The 19,211-nt window shown below is 71.7% G+C and carries 20 protein-coding genes; 8 read left to right on the plus strand and 12 right to left on the minus strand.

Annotation, left to right across the window (positions count from 1 at the left end):
• The 3 genes from ABWI04_RS08345 to ABWI04_RS08355 all read right to left on the minus strand — a co-directional run.
• The coding region (locus ABWI04_RS08345) for a lipid II flippase MurJ (protein ID WP_353831963.1) at positions 1–1,364 on the minus strand (1,364 nt) is incomplete at its 3' end.
• Positions 1,361–2,668, minus strand: a complete 1,308-nt coding sequence (locus ABWI04_RS08350) for an O-antigen ligase family protein (RefSeq protein WP_353831964.1) — start codon at positions 2,666–2,668, stop codon at positions 1,361–1,363. The genes ABWI04_RS08350 and ABWI04_RS08345, both read right to left, overlap by 4 nt.
• A complete protein-coding gene (locus tag ABWI04_RS08355; protein ID WP_345177971.1) occupies positions 2,665–4,071 on the minus strand; it encodes an exopolysaccharide biosynthesis polyprenyl glycosylphosphotransferase in 1,407 nt (468 codons plus the stop codon). Before ABWI04_RS08355 ends, ABWI04_RS08350 begins: the two co-directional genes overlap by 4 nt.
• 374 nt (positions 4,072–4,445) lie before the next feature.
• Here ABWI04_RS08355 and ABWI04_RS08360 point away from each other — a divergent pair, with 374 nt between their 5' ends.
• Both ABWI04_RS08360 and ABWI04_RS08365 read left to right on the plus strand, forming a co-directional pair.
• Complete coding sequence (locus ABWI04_RS08360; protein WP_345177970.1) at positions 4,446–5,660, plus strand: L,D-transpeptidase; 1,215 nt, start codon at positions 4,446–4,448, stop codon at positions 5,658–5,660.
• A gap of 54 nt (positions 5,661–5,714) precedes the next feature.
• Positions 5,715–6,827, plus strand: a complete 1,113-nt coding sequence (locus tag ABWI04_RS08365) for a hypothetical protein (protein WP_345177967.1) — start codon at positions 5,715–5,717, stop codon at positions 6,825–6,827.
• Positions 6,828–7,121: 294 nt separating this feature from the next.
• Here the strand turns inward: ABWI04_RS08365 and ABWI04_RS08370 are convergent, their stop codons facing one another.
• Positions 7,122–7,562 carry an ATP-binding protein gene (locus ABWI04_RS08370; protein ID WP_345177966.1) on the minus strand — a complete coding sequence of 147 codons (441 nt, stop codon included), beginning with the start codon at positions 7,560–7,562 and terminating at the stop codon, positions 7,122–7,124.
• Positions 7,563–7,662: 100 nt separating this feature from the next.
• Between ABWI04_RS08370 and ABWI04_RS08375 the strand changes: the two genes are divergently transcribed.
• The 3 genes from ABWI04_RS08375 to ABWI04_RS08385 all read left to right on the plus strand — a co-directional run bounded on the left by ABWI04_RS08375 (position 7,663) and on the right by ABWI04_RS08385 (position 9,203).
• Positions 7,663–8,472, plus strand: coding sequence for a helix-turn-helix domain-containing protein (locus ABWI04_RS08375; RefSeq protein WP_353831965.1), 810 nt, complete (start codon positions 7,663–7,665; stop codon positions 8,470–8,472).
• Positions 8,469–8,654 (plus strand): DUF397 domain-containing protein, encoded by a 186-nt coding sequence (locus tag ABWI04_RS08380; protein ID WP_353831966.1) that lies wholly within the window; start codon positions 8,469–8,471, stop codon positions 8,652–8,654. The genes ABWI04_RS08375 and ABWI04_RS08380 overlap by 4 nt, the downstream gene beginning before the upstream one ends.
• A gap of 126 nt (positions 8,655–8,780) precedes the next feature.
• Positions 8,781–9,203, plus strand: coding sequence for a hypothetical protein (locus tag ABWI04_RS08385; RefSeq protein ID WP_353831968.1), 423 nt, complete (start codon positions 8,781–8,783; stop codon positions 9,201–9,203).
• A 102-nt stretch (positions 9,204–9,305) separates the two neighbouring features.
• Here ABWI04_RS08385 and ABWI04_RS08390 read toward each other — a convergent pair whose 3' ends face one another.
• Positions 9,306–9,716: a hypothetical protein gene (locus ABWI04_RS08390; protein WP_353831969.1), complete on the minus strand. Its 411-nt coding sequence runs from the start codon at positions 9,714–9,716 to the stop codon at positions 9,306–9,308.
• Positions 9,717–9,932: 216 nt separating this feature from the next.
• Here ABWI04_RS08390 and ABWI04_RS08395 point away from each other — a divergent pair, with 216 nt between their 5' ends.
• Both ABWI04_RS08395 and ABWI04_RS08400 read left to right on the plus strand, forming a co-directional pair.
• Positions 9,933–10,982, plus strand: a complete 1,050-nt coding sequence (locus ABWI04_RS08395) for a hypothetical protein (protein WP_353831970.1) — start codon at positions 9,933–9,935, stop codon at positions 10,980–10,982.
• Between the two features lie 108 nt (positions 10,983–11,090).
• A complete protein-coding gene (locus ABWI04_RS08400) occupies positions 11,091–11,687 on the plus strand; it encodes a hypothetical protein (RefSeq protein ID WP_353831971.1) in 597 nt (198 codons plus the stop codon).
• Positions 11,688–11,763: 76 nt separating this feature from the next.
• On the opposite strand, the gene ABWI04_RS08405 is transcribed toward ABWI04_RS08400, so the two are convergent.
• The 5 genes from ABWI04_RS08405 to ABWI04_RS08425 form a co-directional block, all read right to left on the minus strand.
• Positions 11,764–12,798 carry a CU044_5270 family protein gene (locus tag ABWI04_RS08405; protein WP_353831972.1) on the minus strand — a complete coding sequence of 345 codons (1,035 nt, stop codon included), beginning with the start codon at positions 12,796–12,798 and terminating at the stop codon, positions 11,764–11,766.
• Positions 12,791–13,390, minus strand: coding sequence for an RNA polymerase sigma factor (locus ABWI04_RS08410; RefSeq protein ID WP_345177946.1), 600 nt, complete (start codon positions 13,388–13,390; stop codon positions 12,791–12,793). The genes ABWI04_RS08405 and ABWI04_RS08410 overlap by 8 nt, the downstream gene beginning before the upstream one ends.
• Positions 13,391–13,551: 161 nt before the next feature.
• Positions 13,552–14,157 carry a GNAT family N-acetyltransferase gene (locus ABWI04_RS08415; protein WP_353831973.1) on the minus strand — a complete coding sequence of 202 codons (606 nt, stop codon included), beginning with the start codon at positions 14,155–14,157 and terminating at the stop codon, positions 13,552–13,554.
• Positions 14,158–14,225: 68 nt separating this feature from the next.
• Complete coding sequence (locus ABWI04_RS08420) at positions 14,226–15,554, minus strand: serine/threonine-protein kinase (RefSeq protein ID WP_353831974.1); 1,329 nt, start codon at positions 15,552–15,554, stop codon at positions 14,226–14,228.
• A gap of 82 nt (positions 15,555–15,636) precedes the next feature.
• Positions 15,637–16,869, minus strand: a complete 1,233-nt coding sequence (locus tag ABWI04_RS08425; protein WP_345177939.1) for an amidohydrolase family protein — start codon at positions 16,867–16,869, stop codon at positions 15,637–15,639.
• A 105-nt stretch (positions 16,870–16,974) separates the two neighbouring features.
• Here ABWI04_RS08425 and ABWI04_RS08430 point away from each other — a divergent pair, with 105 nt between their 5' ends.
• The gene (locus ABWI04_RS08430) at positions 16,975–17,463 is read left to right on the plus strand and encodes a MarR family winged helix-turn-helix transcriptional regulator (RefSeq protein ID WP_353831975.1); all 489 of its coding nucleotides are present in this window, start codon (positions 16,975–16,977) and stop codon (positions 17,461–17,463) included.
• 2 nt (positions 17,464–17,465) lie between these two features.
• Here the strand turns inward: ABWI04_RS08430 and ABWI04_RS08435 are convergent, their stop codons facing one another.
• Together ABWI04_RS08435 and ABWI04_RS08440 are read right to left on the minus strand one after the other, a co-directional pair.
• On the minus strand, positions 17,466–18,071 hold the full coding sequence (locus ABWI04_RS08435) for an isochorismatase family protein (RefSeq protein ID WP_353831976.1): 606 nt from the start codon (positions 18,069–18,071) through the stop codon (positions 17,466–17,468).
• 71 nt (positions 18,072–18,142) lie between these two features.
• Positions 18,143–19,117, minus strand: a complete 975-nt coding sequence (locus tag ABWI04_RS08440; RefSeq protein ID WP_345177934.1) for a GlxA family transcriptional regulator — start codon at positions 19,115–19,117, stop codon at positions 18,143–18,145.
• Positions 19,118–19,211: the final 94 nt, after the last annotated feature.

The following is a 19,211-nucleotide window of genomic DNA, read 5'->3' on the forward strand; positions in this document are numbered from 1 at the left end:
CACGAAGTCTGATCGCCGGCCATTCCCGGAACGGGGAGCGGGACGGGCGCGACGCCGCGGCGCAGCCCGGCGAGCATCAGGACGGCGGCGAGGGTGATGCCGGCGGCGTTCGCGGCGGCCAGCGCGAGCGTCCCGGCGGACGCGGCGAACGCGCCGCCGATCGCCGCCGTGACGGCCAGCCCCGCGGCGAGCACGGCCGCCGGGCGCCAGGTCGGCTTCTTCTGCGCGAAGAACGCGCGGGCGGCGAGGCCGACGGCCATCTGCCCCCACAGGCCGAGCGCGTACACGCGCAGGATGGCCGCGGTGCTCGCGGTGTCGGCGGACGTGAACTCGCCGTGCTCGAACAGGACCCCGATGACGACCGGGGCGAACGCGACCAGGAACGCGGTCGCGGCCAGCACCATCGCGCTCGCGACGGCGAGGTCCTGCCGGATGCGGCGGGCGACCTGCGCGGTGTCGCCGTCCGCCGACGCGCGGGCGAGCCTCGGGAACGTCACCGTCACGATCAGCAGCGACAGCACCATCGGCACCTGCGCGACCTTCTGCGCGTAGTTCAGGTGCGAGATCGACCCGGCGGCCAGCCCGGCCCCGATGAACCGCTCCACGAACACCTGCGACTGCCGCGTGACCGTGTAGACGACGATGGGGGCGATGGCCGCCAGGCCGAGCCGCACGTCCACGCTCCCGGACGGCGCCGCGTCCGGTCCCGCGGGCGCGTCCCGCAGGCAGCGCAGGAAAGCCGGGAGCTGCACCGCGACCATCAGGAAGCTGCCGCAGGCGACCCCGACCGCCGCGCTGGTGACGCCGACGGCGCCGGACAGGCCCGCGATCAGCGCGAGGATGCCGACGTTGTAGGCGAGGTAGATGGCGGCCGGCGGCCCGAACCGGTGGTGGGCGCGCAGCGTCGCGCTCATGAAGCCCGCGACGCCGAACGTGACGACGGTGACCGCGGTCAGCCGGACGCACTGGACGGCCGGGCCCTGCTCGGAGAGGCCGGGCGCGAGGACGTCCACCACGGTGGGCGCCGCGACGGCGAGCGCACCGGTGATGACCGACAGGCCGAGCACCATGCGCGGCAGGGCCGTGCCGACGAGGGGGCGCAGGCCGTCCCCGCGCGCGAGGAGCCGCGTGACGACGGGGACCATGAGCAGCGCCATGGCGTCCTCGATCAGCAGCGGCGAGACGGTCTCGGGGATCGTCCAGGCCACGAGGAACGCGTCCGTGCTGCCGCTGGCGCCGAACAGGTCCGCCATGACGAGGTCGCGCAGGAACCCCAGCCCGGTGCCCGCCGCGATGAGCACTCCCGACACCATCGCGGCCCGTCCCACGGAACCGCCGGGAGGCCGCCCGCCGCGCCCGGTCACGGCGCGCTCCCGGAGACGCCGGCCGCCCCGAACGCGCGGGCCGCCGTGAGGCCGAGGACGACGCCGACGAGCGCGCACGTGGGCCCGCCCAGGTCCGCGTACAGGAAGTTGATCAGCAGGAAGGCCAGGAGCGCGACGCTCGCCAGCCAGAACGGGTCGCGGGCGTCGCGGCGCCTCCACAGCCCGGCGGCGATCGCGGCGAGCAGCGCGGCGAACCCCGCGAGGCCCACCGCCCCCTGCTCGGACAGGAACAGCAGGTACTCGTTGTGCGGCGACAGCAGCGGCTGCCGCACGTAGCCGTTGACGGGGTCGGCGGTCTCGCTGCCGGACGACAGCTCGATCGTCGCGTAGGTGTCGCGGTAGGCCGGGAAGTTCTTCACCCCGACGCCGGTGACCGGGTGCTCCTCCCAGATCCGGACGGCCGCCGCCCACAGGTTGTAGCGGTCGTCCACGGACTGGTCCGGGTCGCTGACCGAGCCCACCGTCGACTTCGCGCGCTCCACGACGGCCTGGGACCCGCCGCCCACGGCGCCGAGCAGGACGAGCATCAGCGCGCCGCAGCAGGTCAGCACCTTGACGGCCGTCCACCGGTCGAACAGCACCAGGGTCAGCAGAGCGGCGGCGCCGAGCGCGATCCACGTCCCGCGGCTGAGCGCGAGCGCCAGCGCCGCGCCCATGACGGCGATCCCGGCGAGCGCGGACGGGACGGCGGCGGCGCCGTGCCGGGGCGCCGTCAGCGCGAACGCGGTCAGCACGAGGAACGCGAACCCGACGACGACCGACATGGCCATCACGTCGAGCGCGCCGAACGTCCCGACCGCGCGGATGTTCTGGCCGCCCATCGACGCGCCGTTCCCGGTGACCGCCTGCCAGATCCCGTACACCGCCTCCGCGAGGCCGAGGCCGAGCACCGCCCAGCAGACGGTGGCGAGGTCGCGCCGGTCCCGGACGAGCACGACCACGGCGAGCGGCACCAGCACGAAGACCTGAAGGTCGCGGACGAACCCGGCGAGGCTGGTCCCGATGTCGGCCGAGTGCACGGTGCTGATCCCGAGCGCCGCGACCAGCGGCCCGAACGCCGGCAGCGCCCGGCGCGGCAGCCGCGCCCGGCCCGTGGCGAGCATCCCGGCCGCGACCAGCACGAGCACGGCGCTGGCGACGTCCCCGGCCGTGACCTGCGTGCCGGCCCCGGGCGCCTGCGCGCCGGGCGGGATCCCGGCGCACGCCACGGTCGCCGCGACGAGCAGGCTCGGGCGCCTCGGCAGCGGCCTCGCGAGGAGCGGAGCGGCGGCGTAGGTCGTCATGCGGGGTCCCGGAAGAGCATCGCCCGCGCCGTCAGCAGCAGGATCCTCAGGTCGCCGGTGAACGACCAGTGGTCGATGTAGTGGTTGTCGAGCCTCGCCCGCAGCTCGATGGACGTGTCGCCCCGGAACCCGTGGATCTGCGCCCAGCCCGTCATCCCGGCCGGGACGCGGTGCCGCGCCGCGTAGCCGGGGCAGGTCCGGGAGAACTGCTCCACGAAGTGCGGCCGCTCCGGGCGCGGGCCGACGAGGCTCATGTCGCCGCGGATGACGTTCCACAGCTGCGGGAGCTCGTCCAGGGACGTGGCGCGCAGGAACCGGCCGACCCGCCCCATCCGCTCGTCGTCCTTGACCGTCCAGCGGGTGTCGGCCTCCCGCTCGTCCGCGGGCTTCAGCGTCCGGAACTTCAGCAGGACGAACTCCTCGCCGCCGAGCCCGATCCGCCGCTGCCGGAACAGCACGCCGGGACCGCCCTCGGACCGGACGGCGACCGCGCACGCCGCGAGCACCGGCAGCGCGAGCAGGAGGACCAGGACCGCCACGACGACGTCGAGGACCCGCTTGGCGCGGCGGGCCGCCGGGGCGCGCAGCCCCCACTCGATCCGCGCGCACGGCAGCCCCGCGAGGTACTCGCGCCGCCCCGGCGCCACCGGGACGACGTCCGAGGGCGGCTGGACGAGCAGCGTCTCGCAGGGCAGCGCGAACGACGTCCGCAGCACCGCGTCCAGCCGGTCGGGCCGCACGTCCTCGGCCACGACGACCAGCGTCTCGATCCCGTGCGCCTCGACGAGCGCGGGCAGGTCGGAGGTCTCCCCGAGGACGGGCGCCGCGCCCGGGGGCCCCTCCGGGTCCCCCGCGGACACCTGCCCCGCCACCGCGAGCCCGAGGTCGGCGCGCTCGCGCAGGACGTCGAGCACGTGGGCGGAGGCCCCGCCCGTCCCGACGACCAGCGCGGACCGGGCCCGGGAGCGCCGGGTCCGGTACGTGCGGACCATCGCGTTCGCGCACGCGCGCCCGCTGAGCTGGACCGTCCCGCAGAGGGCCGCCGTCCACAGCCAGGCCGAGGCGTCCGCCCGCAGCAGCGCCGCGATCCCGCAGACGAGCAGCGTGCGGAGGACGAGCGGCGGCGCGTCGGAGAGCAGGGCCGGCGCGCGGCGCGCCCGGTACAGCCCGCCCGCGCCGTTGAGCGCGACGACCGTTAACGCGGCGAGGCCCGGCAGGTCGCCGCCCCCGGTGAGGGACACGGCGACCGCCGTCGCGCAGCCGTCCAGGACGGCGAGGCTCACCGGGAACAGCCCGGCGAGCATCCGCGTCCTTCGCGGGGTGACCGGCCGGCCGCCCGCCGAAAGCAGTTCCGGAGGGGCCGAGCCGGAGTCGACGGAGAAACTCAGCCCCTGGGCTCTCATCGCGCGTCCCCTTCACAGACAAGCACCTTGCGGGGGCCGTCGCTGGCGGCCGGTGATCAGCATCGCACCTGGTCAGAGCACAAATCGCCGCTTTTAACCGGGGCCGCCGCAGTCTTGAAGAGAAGATCGACGGGACGGTCTCCGCGGCCGCGCGCCGGGCCGTGGCCCCAGAAAGATCATGCGAAGTGGCCACCGCATGCGAACCTCTGCGAGACCATGGACGTCTATAGGTGAGTCGGACGCCGAACCCGGCCGTCCCGCCTCCGGGCGGGCCGGAATAAAGGCCGTTCCGCAACCGATCTTGTTGCCGGCCCCGCATCGCGCGGGAACCGGCGGGCTGTTGAGGGAGAACGGTGCGAGGTAAGGCGTTGGTGATGGCGCTCGTCCTGGGCCTGGCGACCGCGTGCGGTGGAAGCAGCGGCGGCGACGGCGGCGGCGGGACGACCACGAAGGGCGACGACGGCGCCCCCCAGTTGACGATCACTCCGGCGGACGGCAGCGGCAAGGCGCGTCCCGACCAGGGCGTCACCGTGACCGCCGCGGGCGGCAAGCTCGGCGACGTCAAGGTGAAGTTGAAGGGCGTCGACGTTCCCGGCGCTCTGTCCGCCGACAAGACCAAGTGGCGCTCGACGTGGACGCTCCAGCCCGGCGGCAGCTACCAGGTGTCGGCCACGGCGACGTCCGACAAGGGCAAGTCCACCACCGCGACGAGCGCGTTCCGCACGATCCGCTCGACCGCGGCGACCCGCGTCAACAACGTCGTGCCCAGCCAGAACGAGACGGTCGGCACCGGCATGCCGGTGTTCGTCCAGTTCAACAAGGCCGTCCCGGAGAAGGCCAAGCCCGCCATCGAGCGCGCCATCGAGATCTCATCGACGACGCCCACCGAGGGCGCCTGGCGCTGGCTGAGCGCGGGCGAGTCCTTCAACGGGCTGCCCTCGGTCGTCTTCCGCCCGAAGCACCCGTGGAAGGCGAACCAGACCGTCACCGTCAAGGTCCACTTCGCGGGCCTGAAGATCGGCGACAACGTCTTCGGCGACCGCGACACGGTCCGCACCTTCAAGATCGGCGACTCCCACGTCGTCAACATCAGCGCCACGACGCACCGCGCCGTCGTGAAGAAGAACGGCCGCACCGTCCGCACCTGGGGCGTGAGCCTCGGCAGCGGCGGCGACGTCCAGGGCGACGGCGTCGACCACCTGCTCACCACCAGCGGCGTCCACCTCACCATGGACCACGTCCGCCTGGAGCGCATGCGCCCGCCCGGCAAGAAGAAGGGCGACCCGGGCTGGTACGACGAGAAGGTCCCGTGGGCGACCCGCATCTCCAACAGCGGCGAGTACATCCACCAGAACATGGACGACCCGACCTGCCTCGGCCGGCGCAACTGCAGCCACGGCTGCGTCCGCTCGCCCTCCAGCGACGCCCAGTGGTTCTTCCACTGGTCCTACCGGGGCGACATCGTCAACATCACCGGCACCAAGCGCAGCCTCCAGTGGACGAACGGCTGGGGCTACTGGCAGCTCCCCTTCTCCAAGTGGACCAGCGGCAGCGCCCTCGGCAAGTCCATCACCACGTCCCACGCCTGACCCGTCCGGGCCACTACCCTTCGTGACCGACAGGTCGCGGGGGGAGTGGCCCGGGTGGCAGCGAGAATCATCCTTCACATCGGCGTGCAGAAGTCGGGCACGACGTTCCTGCAGCAGGTGCTCCAGGCGAACGCCGACGCCCTCGCCAAGGCGGGCGTCCGCTACCCCGTCAGCCCCGACTGGGCCCGGGGGAAGCGGACGGTCGCCAACCACGAGTGGGCGACCTACGGCCTGCTGGGTGCGGAGTTCCCCTGGGTGTCGCACGACCGCGCCTCCGAGGAAGCGACCTCTTGGCGGACGCTGCTGGACGACGTGAAGTCGAGGCCCGGCACCGTCCTCCTCTCGGCCGAGGCCCTTTCGGTCATCCGAACACCCGCGATCCACCGCTTCTTCGACGCGCTGGGCGCCGACGACATCGAGGTCGTGGTCACGGCCCGCAGCCTCGGCTGGGCCCTGCCCTCCCTCTGGCAGCAGCACATCCGCAACGGCCGCTCGGTGAGCTTCGGGACCTACCTGACCGGTCTCGCCAACGAGCGCGAGAAGGGCCGGGACCACATCGAGACGGACCGGTCGGCCCACCTGTGGCGGGCGTTCGACCTGGGCCGCCTGGCCCGACGCTGGTCGGACGCGGGAGCCACCCGCGTCAGCATCGTCACCACTCCGGGCAGGCCGCCGCGCCTCCTGTGGCAACGCTTCGCCGAGGCGATCGGCCTTCTCGCCCTCGCCGAACCGCCCACCATGCCCACCGAACGCGCCCACACCGGCCTGACGGCCCCGGAGACGCTGGTCCTGTCGTCCATGAACGCGGCCATCCGCCAGGCGTCCTGGAGCGGCCAGCACGCCGACTGGATCCGCCAGGCCGTCACGGCCCGCTTCCAGGCCCGCCCCCGACGAGGCGGCAAGGTCGCCACCCCACCCGAATGGCGGGAACGCCTGACGGAGTGGAGCGAGGAGGATCTGGCCGCCCTCCAGGACACACCCGCGCACATAGTCGGCGACCTTGAAGACCTGCGCTACGACCCGTCCGCGGAGACAACGACCCCACCGACCCCAGAGGAAATAGCCCAAGCCGGCGCCGAAGCAGCCATGGCCCTGGCAACGGTGGCTCTCCAGGAAACCCTGATCCAACGGAACATCCGCCGCCTGCGCCACCGCCTCACCACGTAGCCGGAAACAACCGCCCCTTCAGCACGGAATCGACCCGCTCCCCGGCAGCCTTGGCGTCCCCGCACGGGAAGAGGACCCGGCCTCGCTGGACGTCCTGGTAGACCCACGCACCGCCAACGGCCCGCGCCCTCACGACCACGCCCACGTCTTCCGCGACCCCGCTCGCGTACACCCAGAGCAGCGGCGTGGGGAACTCGCGCCCGTACAGCTTCACGCACCGCCACCCAAGCGCCCCGACCGCGAGCGCCAACAGATCCAGATACCGGACGGCTTTCTGCCGCCTCCGCCACCGCCTCAGCACGAGACCCTCGCCCACACCCACTTGCCGGGCGCGGCCCCGGTCACCCCGCACGCGGATGCCAGCGCCTGCACAAGCGGCAACCCCCACCCGCCGGTCCCGTCGTCGTACCCGTCATCCAGCGCCCGAGCGTCCGGCCCCATATCCCCCGGCCCCAACACCGGCCGAGTCACGGGCCTCTCCTCAGACGGATCCCACACAGCCACCAAAACGCCGCGCACCTCCCGCACGCACCTGATCCGGATCTCCCGCTCCCCGGCGACCCGCACGGCATTGGTGACGAGCTCCGCCACGATCAGGAGAACGCTGTCAGCCACCACCCCGAGCCCCCATTCCGAAAGCCGCAACCCGACCACCGTCCGCACCATCCCCGGCACGGTCCGATCAGCAAGGCAACAAATGTCCACCTCGCCCGCATCCACGGCCTCTACCGCCATTTCCACCACCCTCCTTTCTCGGCATTCCGGAGACAAGCGTGACCGCACCGAGTTAATTTCGAAAGGTTCGTACAGCAGATGCAACGACGGAGGAAAGTGAATGAGCCGCGCCGACTTCCTGCGCCCCGACTTCTCGCTCTGGCATCTCATCGCCGTTGAGCTGCGCAGACAGCGCCAGATGCGACGGATCTCCGGAGCCGCCCTGGCCGTCATACTCGACTGCGATCGGTCGACTGTCGCACGCTATGAATCGGGGGACGTCCAGCTCCCCACGGGACGGGCCAGGGTCTTAGATCAAGAATGGGGCCTTCAAAGCCTCTTCGAAAACCTGGTCAAACACGCCAAGAACGCCCGAGACCTGGACTGGTGGGAAACTTTCAAGGAATACGAACGCCGCGCGACCCTCATCAAGACCTACGAGCCCTCGCTGATCCCAGGGCTCCTCCAACGCGAGGCCTACGCCCGCGCCATCTTCACGTCGAGCCGCAGGACGGACGCCGACGAGGCGGTTGCAGAGCGCCTGGCCCGTCAGGAAATCCTCATCCGGCAGAACCCCTGCAAGCTCATGGCCATCCTCGACACCGCGGCAGTGCTGCGCTCCTTCGGCGACGTGGACGTCATGCGCGACCAACTCGGCCACCTTCTCGAAGTCTCCGAGTGGCCGAACGTCTACCTGCGAGTGACCTCGGACAAGCTGATCGGCTACGGCGGCGTCGGAGGCGGGTTCACCGTCATGCAGACTCCCACCGGCGACCTCGGCTTCGCCACCGTCGGCTCCACGGGGCACATCTCTCTTGATCCCGTCGATATCCAGGAACAAGCGATACGGTATGACGAGATCGGCATGTCCTCACTGTCCGTCGAGGCATCCCGTGCCTTCATCGCCAAGACGCTGGACTCGCTCACATGAACATTCACTGGCGCAAATCCACTCGGTCGGAAGATCACGGTAACTGCGTCGAGCTGGCCGCGCTCCCCCACGCGGTCGCCGTTCGCGACAGCAAGGCTCCCGGCGCAGGGCACCTCGCCCTCACCCGCCGCGCCTTCGCCGACCTCCTCGCCCGCGCCAAGCAGGACTCTCTGCCGCGCTGACCTGACAGCGGAATCGGTGCCGGTCCGTCCCCCACCAGACGCCCGCGATCAAACCACAGGTACTGGGCTATAAGCTGACCTGCGCAAACTTCGCCTATCAGGATCGATCGGGGTGACGGTGCCGCGATGCCGACTCACGAGTGGACCATGGCCGGTGATGATTACGGCTCGCGTTCGCGCCCGAGGCGGAAGACCTTCATGGTCCTCGCCGTGGCTTTGCCAGTGCTCTTGGGGCTACTCGTCGTGCTGTACCTGGTCGGTGGGCTGGACGGGACCACCCGGTCCCTTGGCCCGAAGAACTACAGCGCCCACGTCGAATGCCAGGTGAACTCGGCCGGATCGCAGGGCACGGTGACGGTCAGCGGCACGATCACAGGCGACGCGACGCGCTACTCGGTCACCGTCGAGGTTCTGGACGCGGCCTCTCACCAGCGGATCGGCCTCCAGACCTTCGAGGTCCGCGGCACGAACGCCTTCGAAGGGACCACCGCGGCGCAGGCGCCGATCGGCCCTTCGGGCATCGAATGCAAGATCACCAAGGTCGTCTGAGACGCCACCTCGTTCGGCGAGTCGGCGGTGGCAGGTGGCCGTCGAACGGACGGGCGGACGGGAACAGAGTCCCGGCCGCCCGTCGGTGTCGGTTCTCCGGCCTTACTTCTGCGAAGCGTCACCGGAGGACTCGGGGTGCTGCCCCTGCGGGGCCACTGTTCCAGCGGCGCCGACGGTACCGGCGCGGCCGGCGATGTGGTCGGCGAGGACGCCCGCGAGGAGGGCCAAGCCGATGACGCACAAGAGGGGCACCCTGGCGCCGAAGACGATCAGGCCAAGAGTCGCGAGGCCGGAGCCCAGCAAGGCGCGCGAGGCGACCTTGCCGAGAAGGACGATGCCCGCGCTGGCGATGACGGCGAACATGGTGCCGACGGCACCGCCCAGCATGACGGCCCCTACGACGTCCTCCCCGCTGATGACGTCGCCCATGGAGACTACGAAGACCACGCTGCCGACGGACCCGCCTAGGAGCGCTGCGACGAGGATGGTCAGAAGGTTCGTGAGACCCTTCATGATTCTCTCCTGCTTTGGATTTTTCCCGCTTACACGCACGGGCTCGGAAGAGACCGTACAGAGCTCGACCGCATCGACGGGAATCGGCGGCACGAAGTCTGATCGCCGGCCATTCCCGGAACGGGGTCTCGTGGTCACCGCCGAAATGGGCGGGATCAGACGGCCCGGTGTGGATCCGGGCCCTGCGTGTGGACGCGCGTGCACTACCGTCCAAGTGTGATCATTTCGCCGCCCTTCGCCTTGCTGGAAGGCCTGCTCGGCAGCCGCACCGATGATCCTCGGCTGGCCGAGTTGCACCGTGCCCACGGTCTGCGTCCACCGCCGATGTTTCCCGCCAGGGACGGCTGGGACGGTATGGGCGTCCCGGAGCAAGGCTGGGAGATGGCTTACAAGGCCACTGTGAGGGTCCCCGGCCGCTACCCCTCACCCCGGGTGCGCGGCCGCGGTCCGGTGATCGGCCATGTCACCAAGGTCTACATCACCGAGTCCTATCCCGCGCCGCTGCGGGACGGCCTCACGGTCGCGCTGCCCGAGCCGGAGGCCCGCGCACGGGCGCTGGACAGCATGGTCGCGGAGTACGGGAACCTCGTCCACGTACTGCACCGCGACGAAGAGAGCACGTTCGAGGTGCGGTACCACGAGGACGGCCGGTTCATCTGGTACCTGCTGACCCTCAACGAACGCGCCGAGAACGACCCGGAACTGCTGGAGGCGGCGACACCGAATGCCCGGGCGATCCCGCTCTGGCCGGCCCCCGACCCCCACGAGTTCCTCCCCGCCGCCCTGCGGGCGGTGAAGGCCCACCAGGACGCCTCCGGACTAGACGGGCTCGACTTCGAGACGTTCGACCGCTTCGAGCCGAAGGCGGTCGCGTCCTGGACCGGCAATGACGACGCCGACCGGGAGTTCCGCGTGTTCGCGGCGGACGGCGGCGGGCGGGTCGCATTCTGGCTCGTCCACGAAGGCCTTCCGATCGAACGGCAACCCGTCGTGCTGTTCGGGAGCGAAGGCCACGTCGGCCCGGTCGCCAAGGATCTGTGCGACCTGCTCTACCTGCTCGCCGCCGGCGTCGCCCCCTTCGATGCCTCCATGGCGTACACGGCCGACGAGGACATCGACGAGCGCACCGGCCCACAGCCCGAACTCGCCCGCATCGCCGAAATCCACCTCCAACGCCGCGAAGGCCGGACCCCGAAAGCGATCGTCGAGGACGCGGAGAACGAATACGCCGACGTCAGAGACCGTGTCGACGTCCTGGCCAGATGAACCCGGCGAGGACCTGCGTCCCGTCAGGAGAGCATCGGTTCTGGGCGGCCGGAGCATCGCCGACGATGCGGCAGGCTCTTGAGCAGCCGGAGAAGGGGCGGTGTCGGTGTGAGCGGTGTGCAGGGTGATCTCGTGATCCGGCCGGACTTCCGGACGGGGCTGATCGTTCTGGTCGTCGTGGCGGTGGCGGCCGCGGGCATCGTCGCCGCGATCCTGATCGGCGACGCCCCGACCGTGTTCGCCCTGATCGTGGGCGGCCTGTTCGCCCTACTGATCCCTTTGGCGATCGGGGCCCTTCTCAGCGCCCGGATCACCCTGACGGCTCACGAGCTCGTCGTCCAAGGGCTGTTCGGCCGGAAACGTGAGCCACGCTCGCGCGTCGCGGAGGTGGTGCGCGCGAGCATCATCGCGCCCCGCGGAGGGGCCGGTGAGAGCCTGTTCGTGCTCGACGCGCAGCGCGCCCTGCTCTTCAGAGTGCAGGGCAGCCTCTACTCGCGCGAGGACCTCACCTGGTTGGCGGACGCGCTCGGCGTGCCGTGCAGCGGGCCCGGCCGTCCCGTGAGCGCCAAGGAGTTCGCCGAGACGTACCCGGGCCTTGTGTCGTGGGTCGAGCAGCATCCCTACCGGCTCGCCTTCGCGGTCGCCGGGGTCGTGTGCGTCACAGGCATGGCAGTGGCGTTCGTTTCGCTCGCGACGGCGTCCTGACCGGCCCGGAGCCTGCCGCACAGCGCGAGGCGAGGCGGGGCCGGTCGGGATGACCGGCCCCGCCTGCGCCGCGGGCTCAGTTCACCGCCGGGGGGCGGTCCGCGATGGAGACCTTCAGCTGTGCCGAGTTGGTCAGGACGCTCCCGACCGGGGCTTCCGCCTTCTCGGCCTTGGTGACGACGCTGCGCCGGCCGAGGAACTCGTAGGTCTTGTCGTCGAAGATGTACTCCTCGCGGATACCGCCGTCGAGCGGGTCCAGCGTGACGGCGATGCCGGTCCTGCCCGCCGCGTCCACCGCGCGGCCGACGGTGGTGACGCCGTGGATGGCCGCCGCCGCCCGGAACAGCGCGGCCCGCTGCGCGCGGGGCATGTAGGCCTCGGTGAGCATGCCGCCGACGTTCTGCCACGCCGTGGCGTCGGCTTGGGGGCCGGTGCCCAGGCCGATGTACAGGTGCTGGTACATCTTGGCCGGATCGGCCGGCAGGCGGCTCAGGTAGGCGTAGTCGCTGCGCAGGTGCTCGGCGCGGCGGTCGAAGTCGGCGGCCTTGGACATCGAGCTGCGTCCCACGCCCTGGCGGGCCACGGCCGGGACGGGCCATCCCGGATACGGCTTCGGCTCCAGCGTCCTGGCCCACAGGACTCCGCGTGTGGCGTCGCCGTCCACGGGCAGCCAGATCTTCCGTTCCTGCCGGTCCAGGTAGCGTTCGTGGCGACCGCCGGAGTTGCTCTCGACGGTTTCCATGGTCCGCGACTCGAAGACCAGGAACTGGCCGGGACGCGGGTGCAGCTCCGGGGACTTGGCCGCGTGGTCGGCGGCCTGCTTGAGCAGCTGCACCGACGCCACCGGCATCGTGTGCACGACCGGCCGGGTACCCGGCTCCTCGCCCGTGCCGACCGCGATGACCCCGGCCGTGGCGGCGGCAGCGGCCAGTCCCGCCGCCAGACCGATCCACCCTCGCCGGGTCCGGCCGAGGACGGGCCTGGAACGCCCGGGGTTCGGCGCCGTGTCCCGCATGACGCTCAGCAGCCGGCGCTCCTCGGCCCGCACGTCGGTCAGGTCGAGCTCGGGAACGTCCGAGCGGAACCGCTCAAGCTCGGTCATCTCATTCATGGACGGGCTCCTCACTGACGTAGATCACGGGTTCGGTCGCACCGAGGTGCCTGCGGAGCTTGTGCCGGGCCCGGTTGATGCGGGACCGCACCGTCCCGACGCGCACGCCCAGGGCCTGCGCGGCCTCGGCGTAGCTGAGATCACCCCAGGCGACCAGCAGCAGCGCGTCGCGGTGCCCCCTCGGCAGCGCGGCCAGCGCGCTCGCCAGCGCCCTGCCGGACGCCCCCGCGCTGAGCCGCTCGTCGCTGCGCTCGGTGAACGGCTCCATCACGGGGTCGGTGCCCATCCGCTCCAGGACGCGCAGCTGCCGCACCTCCGCCCGCACATGGCGGCCCATCAGATTGGTGGCGATCCCGTACAGCCAGGGCCGCGCGTTCGGACGGGACAGGTCGTACCGGTCGCGCTGCCGGAACGCCGCCAGGAACGTCTCGGCCACCACGTCCTCGGCGGCGTCGGCGCCCAGCCGGCGGATCACGTACCGCTTGATGTCCGGGGCGTACCGGCGGAACACCTCGGCGAACGCCTCGGGCTCCTGCCGGGACCGCCTGATGACGGAGGCGTCATCGGCGTCCTCTTCACTCGCAGTGCTCATACACGGCCTCTCGGCTTCGGGTCGGAACACCCGTTGTTGCCGAGCCGCCCCCATCCGGTTCCCATCGCGATCGCGAGAGCGGTCGGATACCCACGGACGGCGACGAGATCAGAGGATATGGACGTCCCACCCAGGCACGATGCGTGCCGTGCCCAGCCCGTTCATCGGGGATCGATGTCCAGGATCATGTCCAGGGACGTCTGACCGTCCGGCCCGGCGAAGGAGCCGACCCGCCGGAAGCCGTTCTTCTCGTAGTAGCGGATGGCGCGGGGGTTGTCGGCCAGAACGCCGCCCCACAGGATGATCCTGCGTTTGCCGAGCCGCCGGGCGACCTCGCAGACGAGCGGCAAGACCAGCGTCGCCAGCCCCTTGCCCTGGTGGTCGTCGGCCAGCGTCAGGCCGAACCGGCAGTCGGTCGCCTCACCAAGGTGGATTCCGGCTCTGCGGTAGCGCACGAGGTCGCCTTCCGGCAGCGAGAGGCTGAACTCCAGCAGCCCCACGATCCTGGCTGACGCTTCTTCCTCCAGCACCAAGCGGAGCTTGTCGTAGCGCGCGATGGCCGCACACAACTCCTGCGCTGCCGCCAGGTCGTCGCCGTCGAACCCGCTGAACCTGCGGGACTCGGGAGAAAGCGCGGCGAGAAAGCCGGCCAGGCTCTCGGCGTCGGTTCGGGCCAAGGGACGAAAGACGAGGGGCACGCCGTCGGGCGACTCCAGACGGCTCCGCAGGGAGTCCGGATCCTCAGCGATCTGCGCCAGGGTGAGCACGGGTCTCCTCCGTTCGTCCCCACTCCTCGCTCGGGCTTCTGGGCAGTACCTGTGCGCCGGACGGCGAGCTAGCTTCGCCGCAGGCACCAGCGGCCGGTAGCCGGGAGTGCGGCCATGATCAGGGCAGCGACCGCAAGAATGAAAACGATCACTAGAGGGCCCCAACCGTACTCGTCCCCCCTGGCGCACATGCGCTGGGCCACCAGGCCGGCGGTCATCACGATCGTCCAGCGTCCTGCCGATCTGTGCCTGGACAGCAGCCACGCTCCGGCGACGAGCGCGACCGGCTCTGCCACGCCCACCGCCATGTTCACATTGGCCAGCACCGCGCCCGGCGAATCGGGGAGATCCAGGTCATAGGCGGAGCGGAGGAGCATGATCAGGAGCCCCGGAACGCACAGCAGGGCCAGCGCCATCGCGGCGATCGCGGTGCCGGCGCCGCCGCGCTGGACCGCCACCGTGGGGTGGCTCGCCATCTGGGGCTGTGGAGTCCGGGGGTGTCCGCCGCGCTGTTCGGGAGGGACATGCTGCGGCCCCATCGGCTCGCCGCGAAACGGCGGGCGGGCGGCGAGGCCGCGCAGGCGTTCGGCGACGGTGGCCGCGTCCCTCGGACGCGCGTCGGGCTGCTTGGCCAGCAGGTCCAGGACCAGGGCGCTCAGGCGGTCGTCGATGTCGGGCCGGACGGATCGCGGGGGCGCCGGGGCCTTGTTGAGGTGCTGGTAGAGGATGGCGCCGGCGCTGGATTCGGTGTCCACCCAGGTGGTCCCGGTGAGCAGCTGGTAGAGCACGCAGCCGAAGGCGTACAGGTCGGTGCGCTCGTCGACGGCGTGGCCCTCGATCTGCTCGGGCGCCATGTAGACCGGCGTCCCCGCCGACGACCCCGTAGCGGTGATCTTGGTGGCGTCGGCGAGGCGGGCGATCCCGAAGTCGCAGACCTTCACCTGCCCGGTGTCGGTCAGGAAGAGGTTGGCCGGCTTGATGTCCCGGTGCACGACCCCGCGCCGGTGGGCGGCGGCCAGGGCGTCGAGGATCTGCACCGCCCAGTCCGTCACCTGCGCGGCGGGCAGCCCGGCCGGCCTGTCGCGCAGGACCGAGGCCAGGTCGCGCCCCCGCATCAGCTCCATCACCAGGAACAGCAGGCGCAGCCCCCCGTCGGTGTGCTCGTCGACGTCGAACACCGTGGTGATGCCGGGATGGTTCAGGGTCGCGGCGATCTCCGCCTCCCGCCGGAACCGCGCGACCCCGGCCCCGTCGACGTCCCCGCTCAACGTCAGGATCTTCACCGCCACGGGGCGGCGGAGCCGCAGGTCGACGCCCTGCCACACCTCCCCCATGCCGCCCTTGCCGAGAGGCGCCTCCAGCCGGTACCGCCCGGCCAGCTCCAGACCATCGCGCATCGGCTCTCCTCAGCTCGGCAAGGCCGCCCGGGAAATCATATAGACGTCCGTGTATTTATAGGATGCCCGTGAGGCCGTCGCTTCACATGCCAGGGTCTCTCCGGGTGCCGCGGCGCCAGACGGCGCGGGTGTTGAGGGTGTCGGAGACGGCGGTGGTGGGATCGCCGTCGACGAGGAGGAGGTCGGCGCGCAGGCCCTCGGCGATGCGTCCGCGGTCGTCGAGGCCGAAACGGCGTGCGGGGACGGAGGTGGCCGCGCGCAGGGCGTGCACCGGGTCGAGTCCGGCGCGGACCAGGTACTGCAGTTCGTGGTGGAGGCTCGCGCCGTGGGCGATCCCGCCCAGGAACGGCAGGGGCATGGCGGCATCGGTGCCCGCCAGCAGGTCCACGCCCGCGTCGCCGAGGGCCTTGACGGTGGCCAGGACGTCTTCGATCTCGCCCTGCGGATAGTGGCCGTAGCTGGAGCGCAGCGTCGTGTCCCAGTCGGCGCTCAGCCGGGACGCGACGCGGGGGTCGTCGGCGAGGTCGCCGCCGGTGATCCCCATCATGGAGGCGTTCAGGACGACGCAGGGGACGACGAACACCCCCGCATCCTTGATCAGGTCGATGATCTCGCCGGTGGGGGGCCGGTCCATGAACAGGTGGGCCAGGCCGTCGATGCCCGCCTCGACGGCCATGCGGGTGGCGTCCAGGGTCAGGGTGTGGGCGACGGTGAGCATCCCGCGCCTCTTGGCCTCGGCCACGCCGGCGTTCAGGGTGGCCTGGTCGAGCATCGGAAGGCCGGGGTGCCCCTCGACGCTGCCGTCGTCGACCATGAACTTGATGTAGTCGGAGCCGCGTTCGATCAGCTGCGGGATGAACGCGACGGCCTCCTCCGGCGTGGTGGAGAACGGGATGAGCGGCGGCTGCCCGGGCGGCTTCACGCCCGGGGGCGGCCCGGGGCGGAAGCCCTCCGGGAACAGCTCGCTCGGGTGGCCGCCCGGCGGCGTGATGCCGAACCCGGAGGACCGCACATCGGCGAGGGCGTCGTTCTCGCCGATGTCCCCGCGGTTGTCGCGCGTGTGGAGGCCCTGCATCTCCAGCTCGGTCGTCACGCCGAAGCGCAGCGCCAGGGCGAGCGACTCCCGGGACGTGTGGACGTGGGCGTCGATCAGGCCCGGCAGGAGCGTCGCCCCGGCGCCGTCGACGATCTCGGCGCCCTCCGGGACGTCGCCGCCGACGCGGGCGATCCGCCCGTCCTCGACGAGCACGGTGGTCACGCCCAGGGTGTTCTCGCCGTCGAAGACCTGGGCGCCGGTGACAGCGGTCACGGGCATGGCTTACCTCGATCCTTAGGGTGCACCGCCAATATATAGCACCTGCTATGCAAATGCATGACGTCATGTATATGCATGCCGGGCACCACTCCGTAGGATGGCCGCATGGACAACGCCCCCCGGGACCCGGGAACCGACGGCAGCGCCCTCCTCGACCAGATCGGGCCCGCGCTGTCGCACCTGCGGCGGCGCACCTCCGGCGGGCGCGCGGACCTCACGCGCAACCTCGTCCTCAACGTGGTCGCGAACGCGCCCGGGGAGATGACGGTCGGCGGGCTCGCCGCCGAGATGGGGGTCACCCAGCCCGTCGCCAGCCGCACCGTCGCCGCCTGCATCGCCGACGGGCTGCTGCGGCGGGCCGCGTCCCAGGCGGACAGCCGCCGCACCGTCCTGGAACTCACGGACGCCGGAGAGGCCGAGCGCCGCCGCTTCGCCTCCGAGCAGCGCGCGACCTTCGAGGACATCACGGCGGGCTGGGAGCCGGCCGAACGCGTCCAGTTCGCGCGGTTCCTGGTCCGCTACAGCGAGGACGCCGGCGCCTGGTCCGCGCGGCAGCGCCGGGGCGGCCAGGACGGCGCGGGCGCGGACGCCTGACCTCAGGCGGGCAGGTCGTCCACGCGCGCCGCGACCCGGCCGAACAGGTCGCCGATCGTGGTCAGGGCCGCCGCGTGCAGCACCTCCGCCGGGACCGGCGCTCCGTCCGGGCCGGGCAAGGGCCGGGTGGCGCTCGCCTCCGCGACGACGGTCGGCCGGTAACCGCGGTTGAACGCGCCCTGCGCGGTGGACTGCACGCACATGTGCGTCATGAAGCCCGCCAGCACCAGGTCCGGCCCCGCATCGGCCCCGCGCAGCACGTCCAGCAGGTCCGTCTCGTGGAAGGAGTCAGGGAAGCCCTTCACCACGACCGGCTCACCGTCACGGGGCACGACCCGCTCCACGACCTGGCCGATCTCGGCGCGGATGTCGTAGGGGCCGCCCTCACCGCCGTCGTTGACGACATGCACCACCGGCGTCCCGGCGGCGCGGGCACGGTCCAGCAGCCGCGCCGCCGCGTCCAGCGCCCGGTCGGCGTCGGGCAGCGCCATCACGCCCGTGCGGTAGGTGTTCTGGAAGTCGATCATGATCAGCGTGCTCGCGGCCAGGGACGGCAGTCCGCCGTCCAGGCCCATCAGCTCACGCAGGGTCGCCGAAACAGCACTCATCGCATCCTCCTCGAGAAAGGGAAAGGCAGGGTTGGGCACCGGCCGCGCGGGGCCGGGAAACAGGGGAAAGGTCAGGCGGCGGTGCGGAACCGCCGCCGGTAGGACGCCGGAGTCGCGCCAAGGCGCCGCCGGAACGCCCGGTGCAGTGTTTCCGCCGACCCCAGCCCGGCGGCGGTGGCGACCCGGTCGAGCGGCTCGTCGGTGCCCTCCAGCAACCGCCGCGCCGCCTCCACGCGCGCCGCTTCGACGAACGCGGCGGGGGTGGCGCCGGTCTCCTTGCGGAAGACCCGGCTGAAGTGCCGTTCGCTCAGGCACATCCGCTCGGCGAGCGCGGCCGCCGACAGGTCCTCGGCCGGGTTCGCGCAGATCCACGCTCGCAGCTCGTCGATGTCACGGCGCTGCGCGGGCGCGTGCCAGAGCGGCACACTGAACTGGCTCTGCCCGCCTGGGCGCTTGAGATACATCACCAGCTGCCGGGCGACCGCCAGCGCGACCCGTTCGCCATGGTCCTCGGCGACGAGGGCGAGCGCCAGGTCCATGCAGGCGCTGATTCCCGCGCCCGTCCACACCTTCCCCGACCGGACGTAGATCGGATCGGGGTCCACGACGACATCCGGGTGGTCGGCCGCCAGCCGGTCGGCGGTGGCCCAGTGCGTGGTCGCCGTCCGGCCCGCCAGCAGCCCCGCCGCGGCCAGCAGGTGCGCGCCGACGCAGACCGACGCGACCCGCCGGGCGTGCCGGGCGGTCTCCGCGATCCATCCGACGAGATCCGGATCGACCACCGGCACGCCGGCGGAGTCGAGCGCGCCGGGCACCACGAGGGTGCCGACACGGTCGCCGACCTCCTCGAACGTCAGGTCGGTGGCGAGCCGCACACCGGCGCTGGTGCGCACCTGGCCTCCGTCCGGCCCGGCGAGCAGCACCTCGTACGGGGTCCCGCCGGACAGCTCCCGGTTCGCGATCGCGAACACCTCGGCGGGCCCGGTGACGTCGAGAAGATCGACGCACGGGAACACGGCGATGACGACACGGTGCGAAGCGGACATGTCCCTATCCTCGCAGCGGGTCGCGATGGCCGCCATGACGAGGTCCTGTCACATCCGGACACCCGTGGCCTGGCGCGGGCGTCAGGGCCGCGTC

It is taken from the genome of Actinomadura sp. NPDC000929 (assembly GCF_040492065.1).
Taxonomy (GTDB): Bacteria; Actinomycetota; Actinomycetes; order Streptosporangiales; family Streptosporangiaceae; genus Spirillospora; species Spirillospora verrucosospora.

Bases quoted from the DNA above. Each gene is read 5' to 3' on its own strand.
- ABWI04_RS08350 (WP_353831964.1), bottom strand. From the start codon at position 2,668: ATGACGACCTACGCCGCCGCTCCGCTCCTCGCGAGGCCGCTGCCGAGG.
- ABWI04_RS08355 (WP_345177971.1), bottom strand. From the start codon at position 4,071: ATGAGAGCCCAGGGGCTGAGTTTCTCCGTCGACTCCGGCTCGGCCCCT.
- ABWI04_RS08360 (WP_345177970.1), top strand. From the start codon at position 4,446: ATGGCGCTCGTCCTGGGCCTGGCGACCGCGTGCGGTGGAAGCAGCGGC.
- ABWI04_RS08370 (WP_345177966.1), bottom strand. From the start codon at position 7,562: ATGGCGGTAGAGGCCGTGGATGCGGGCGAGGTGGACATTTGTTGCCTT.
- ABWI04_RS08375 (WP_353831965.1), top strand. From the start codon at position 7,663: ATGAGCCGCGCCGACTTCCTGCGCCCCGACTTCTCGCTCTGGCATCTC.
- ABWI04_RS08380 (WP_353831966.1), top strand. From the start codon at position 8,469: ATGAACATTCACTGGCGCAAATCCACTCGGTCGGAAGATCACGGTAAC.
- ABWI04_RS08385 (WP_353831968.1), top strand. From the start codon at position 8,781: ATGCCGACTCACGAGTGGACCATGGCCGGTGATGATTACGGCTCGCGT.
- ABWI04_RS08390 (WP_353831969.1), bottom strand. From the start codon at position 9,716: ATGAAGGGTCTCACGAACCTTCTGACCATCCTCGTCGCAGCGCTCCTA.
- ABWI04_RS08405 (WP_353831972.1), bottom strand. From the start codon at position 12,798: ATGAATGAGATGACCGAGCTTGAGCGGTTCCGCTCGGACGTTCCCGAG.
- ABWI04_RS08410 (WP_345177946.1), bottom strand. From the start codon at position 13,390: ATGAGCACTGCGAGTGAAGAGGACGCCGATGACGCCTCCGTCATCAGG.
- ABWI04_RS08420 (WP_353831974.1), bottom strand. From the start codon at position 15,554: ATGCGCGATGGTCTGGAGCTGGCCGGGCGGTACCGGCTGGAGGCGCCT.
- ABWI04_RS08425 (WP_345177939.1), bottom strand. From the start codon at position 16,869: ATGCCCGTGACCGCTGTCACCGGCGCCCAGGTCTTCGACGGCGAGAAC.
- ABWI04_RS08430 (WP_353831975.1), top strand. From the start codon at position 16,975: ATGGACAACGCCCCCCGGGACCCGGGAACCGACGGCAGCGCCCTCCTC.
- ABWI04_RS08435 (WP_353831976.1), bottom strand. From the start codon at position 18,071: ATGAGTGCTGTTTCGGCGACCCTGCGTGAGCTGATGGGCCTGGACGGC.
- ABWI04_RS08440 (WP_345177934.1), bottom strand. From the start codon at position 19,117: ATGTCCGCTTCGCACCGTGTCGTCATCGCCGTGTTCCCGTGCGTCGAT.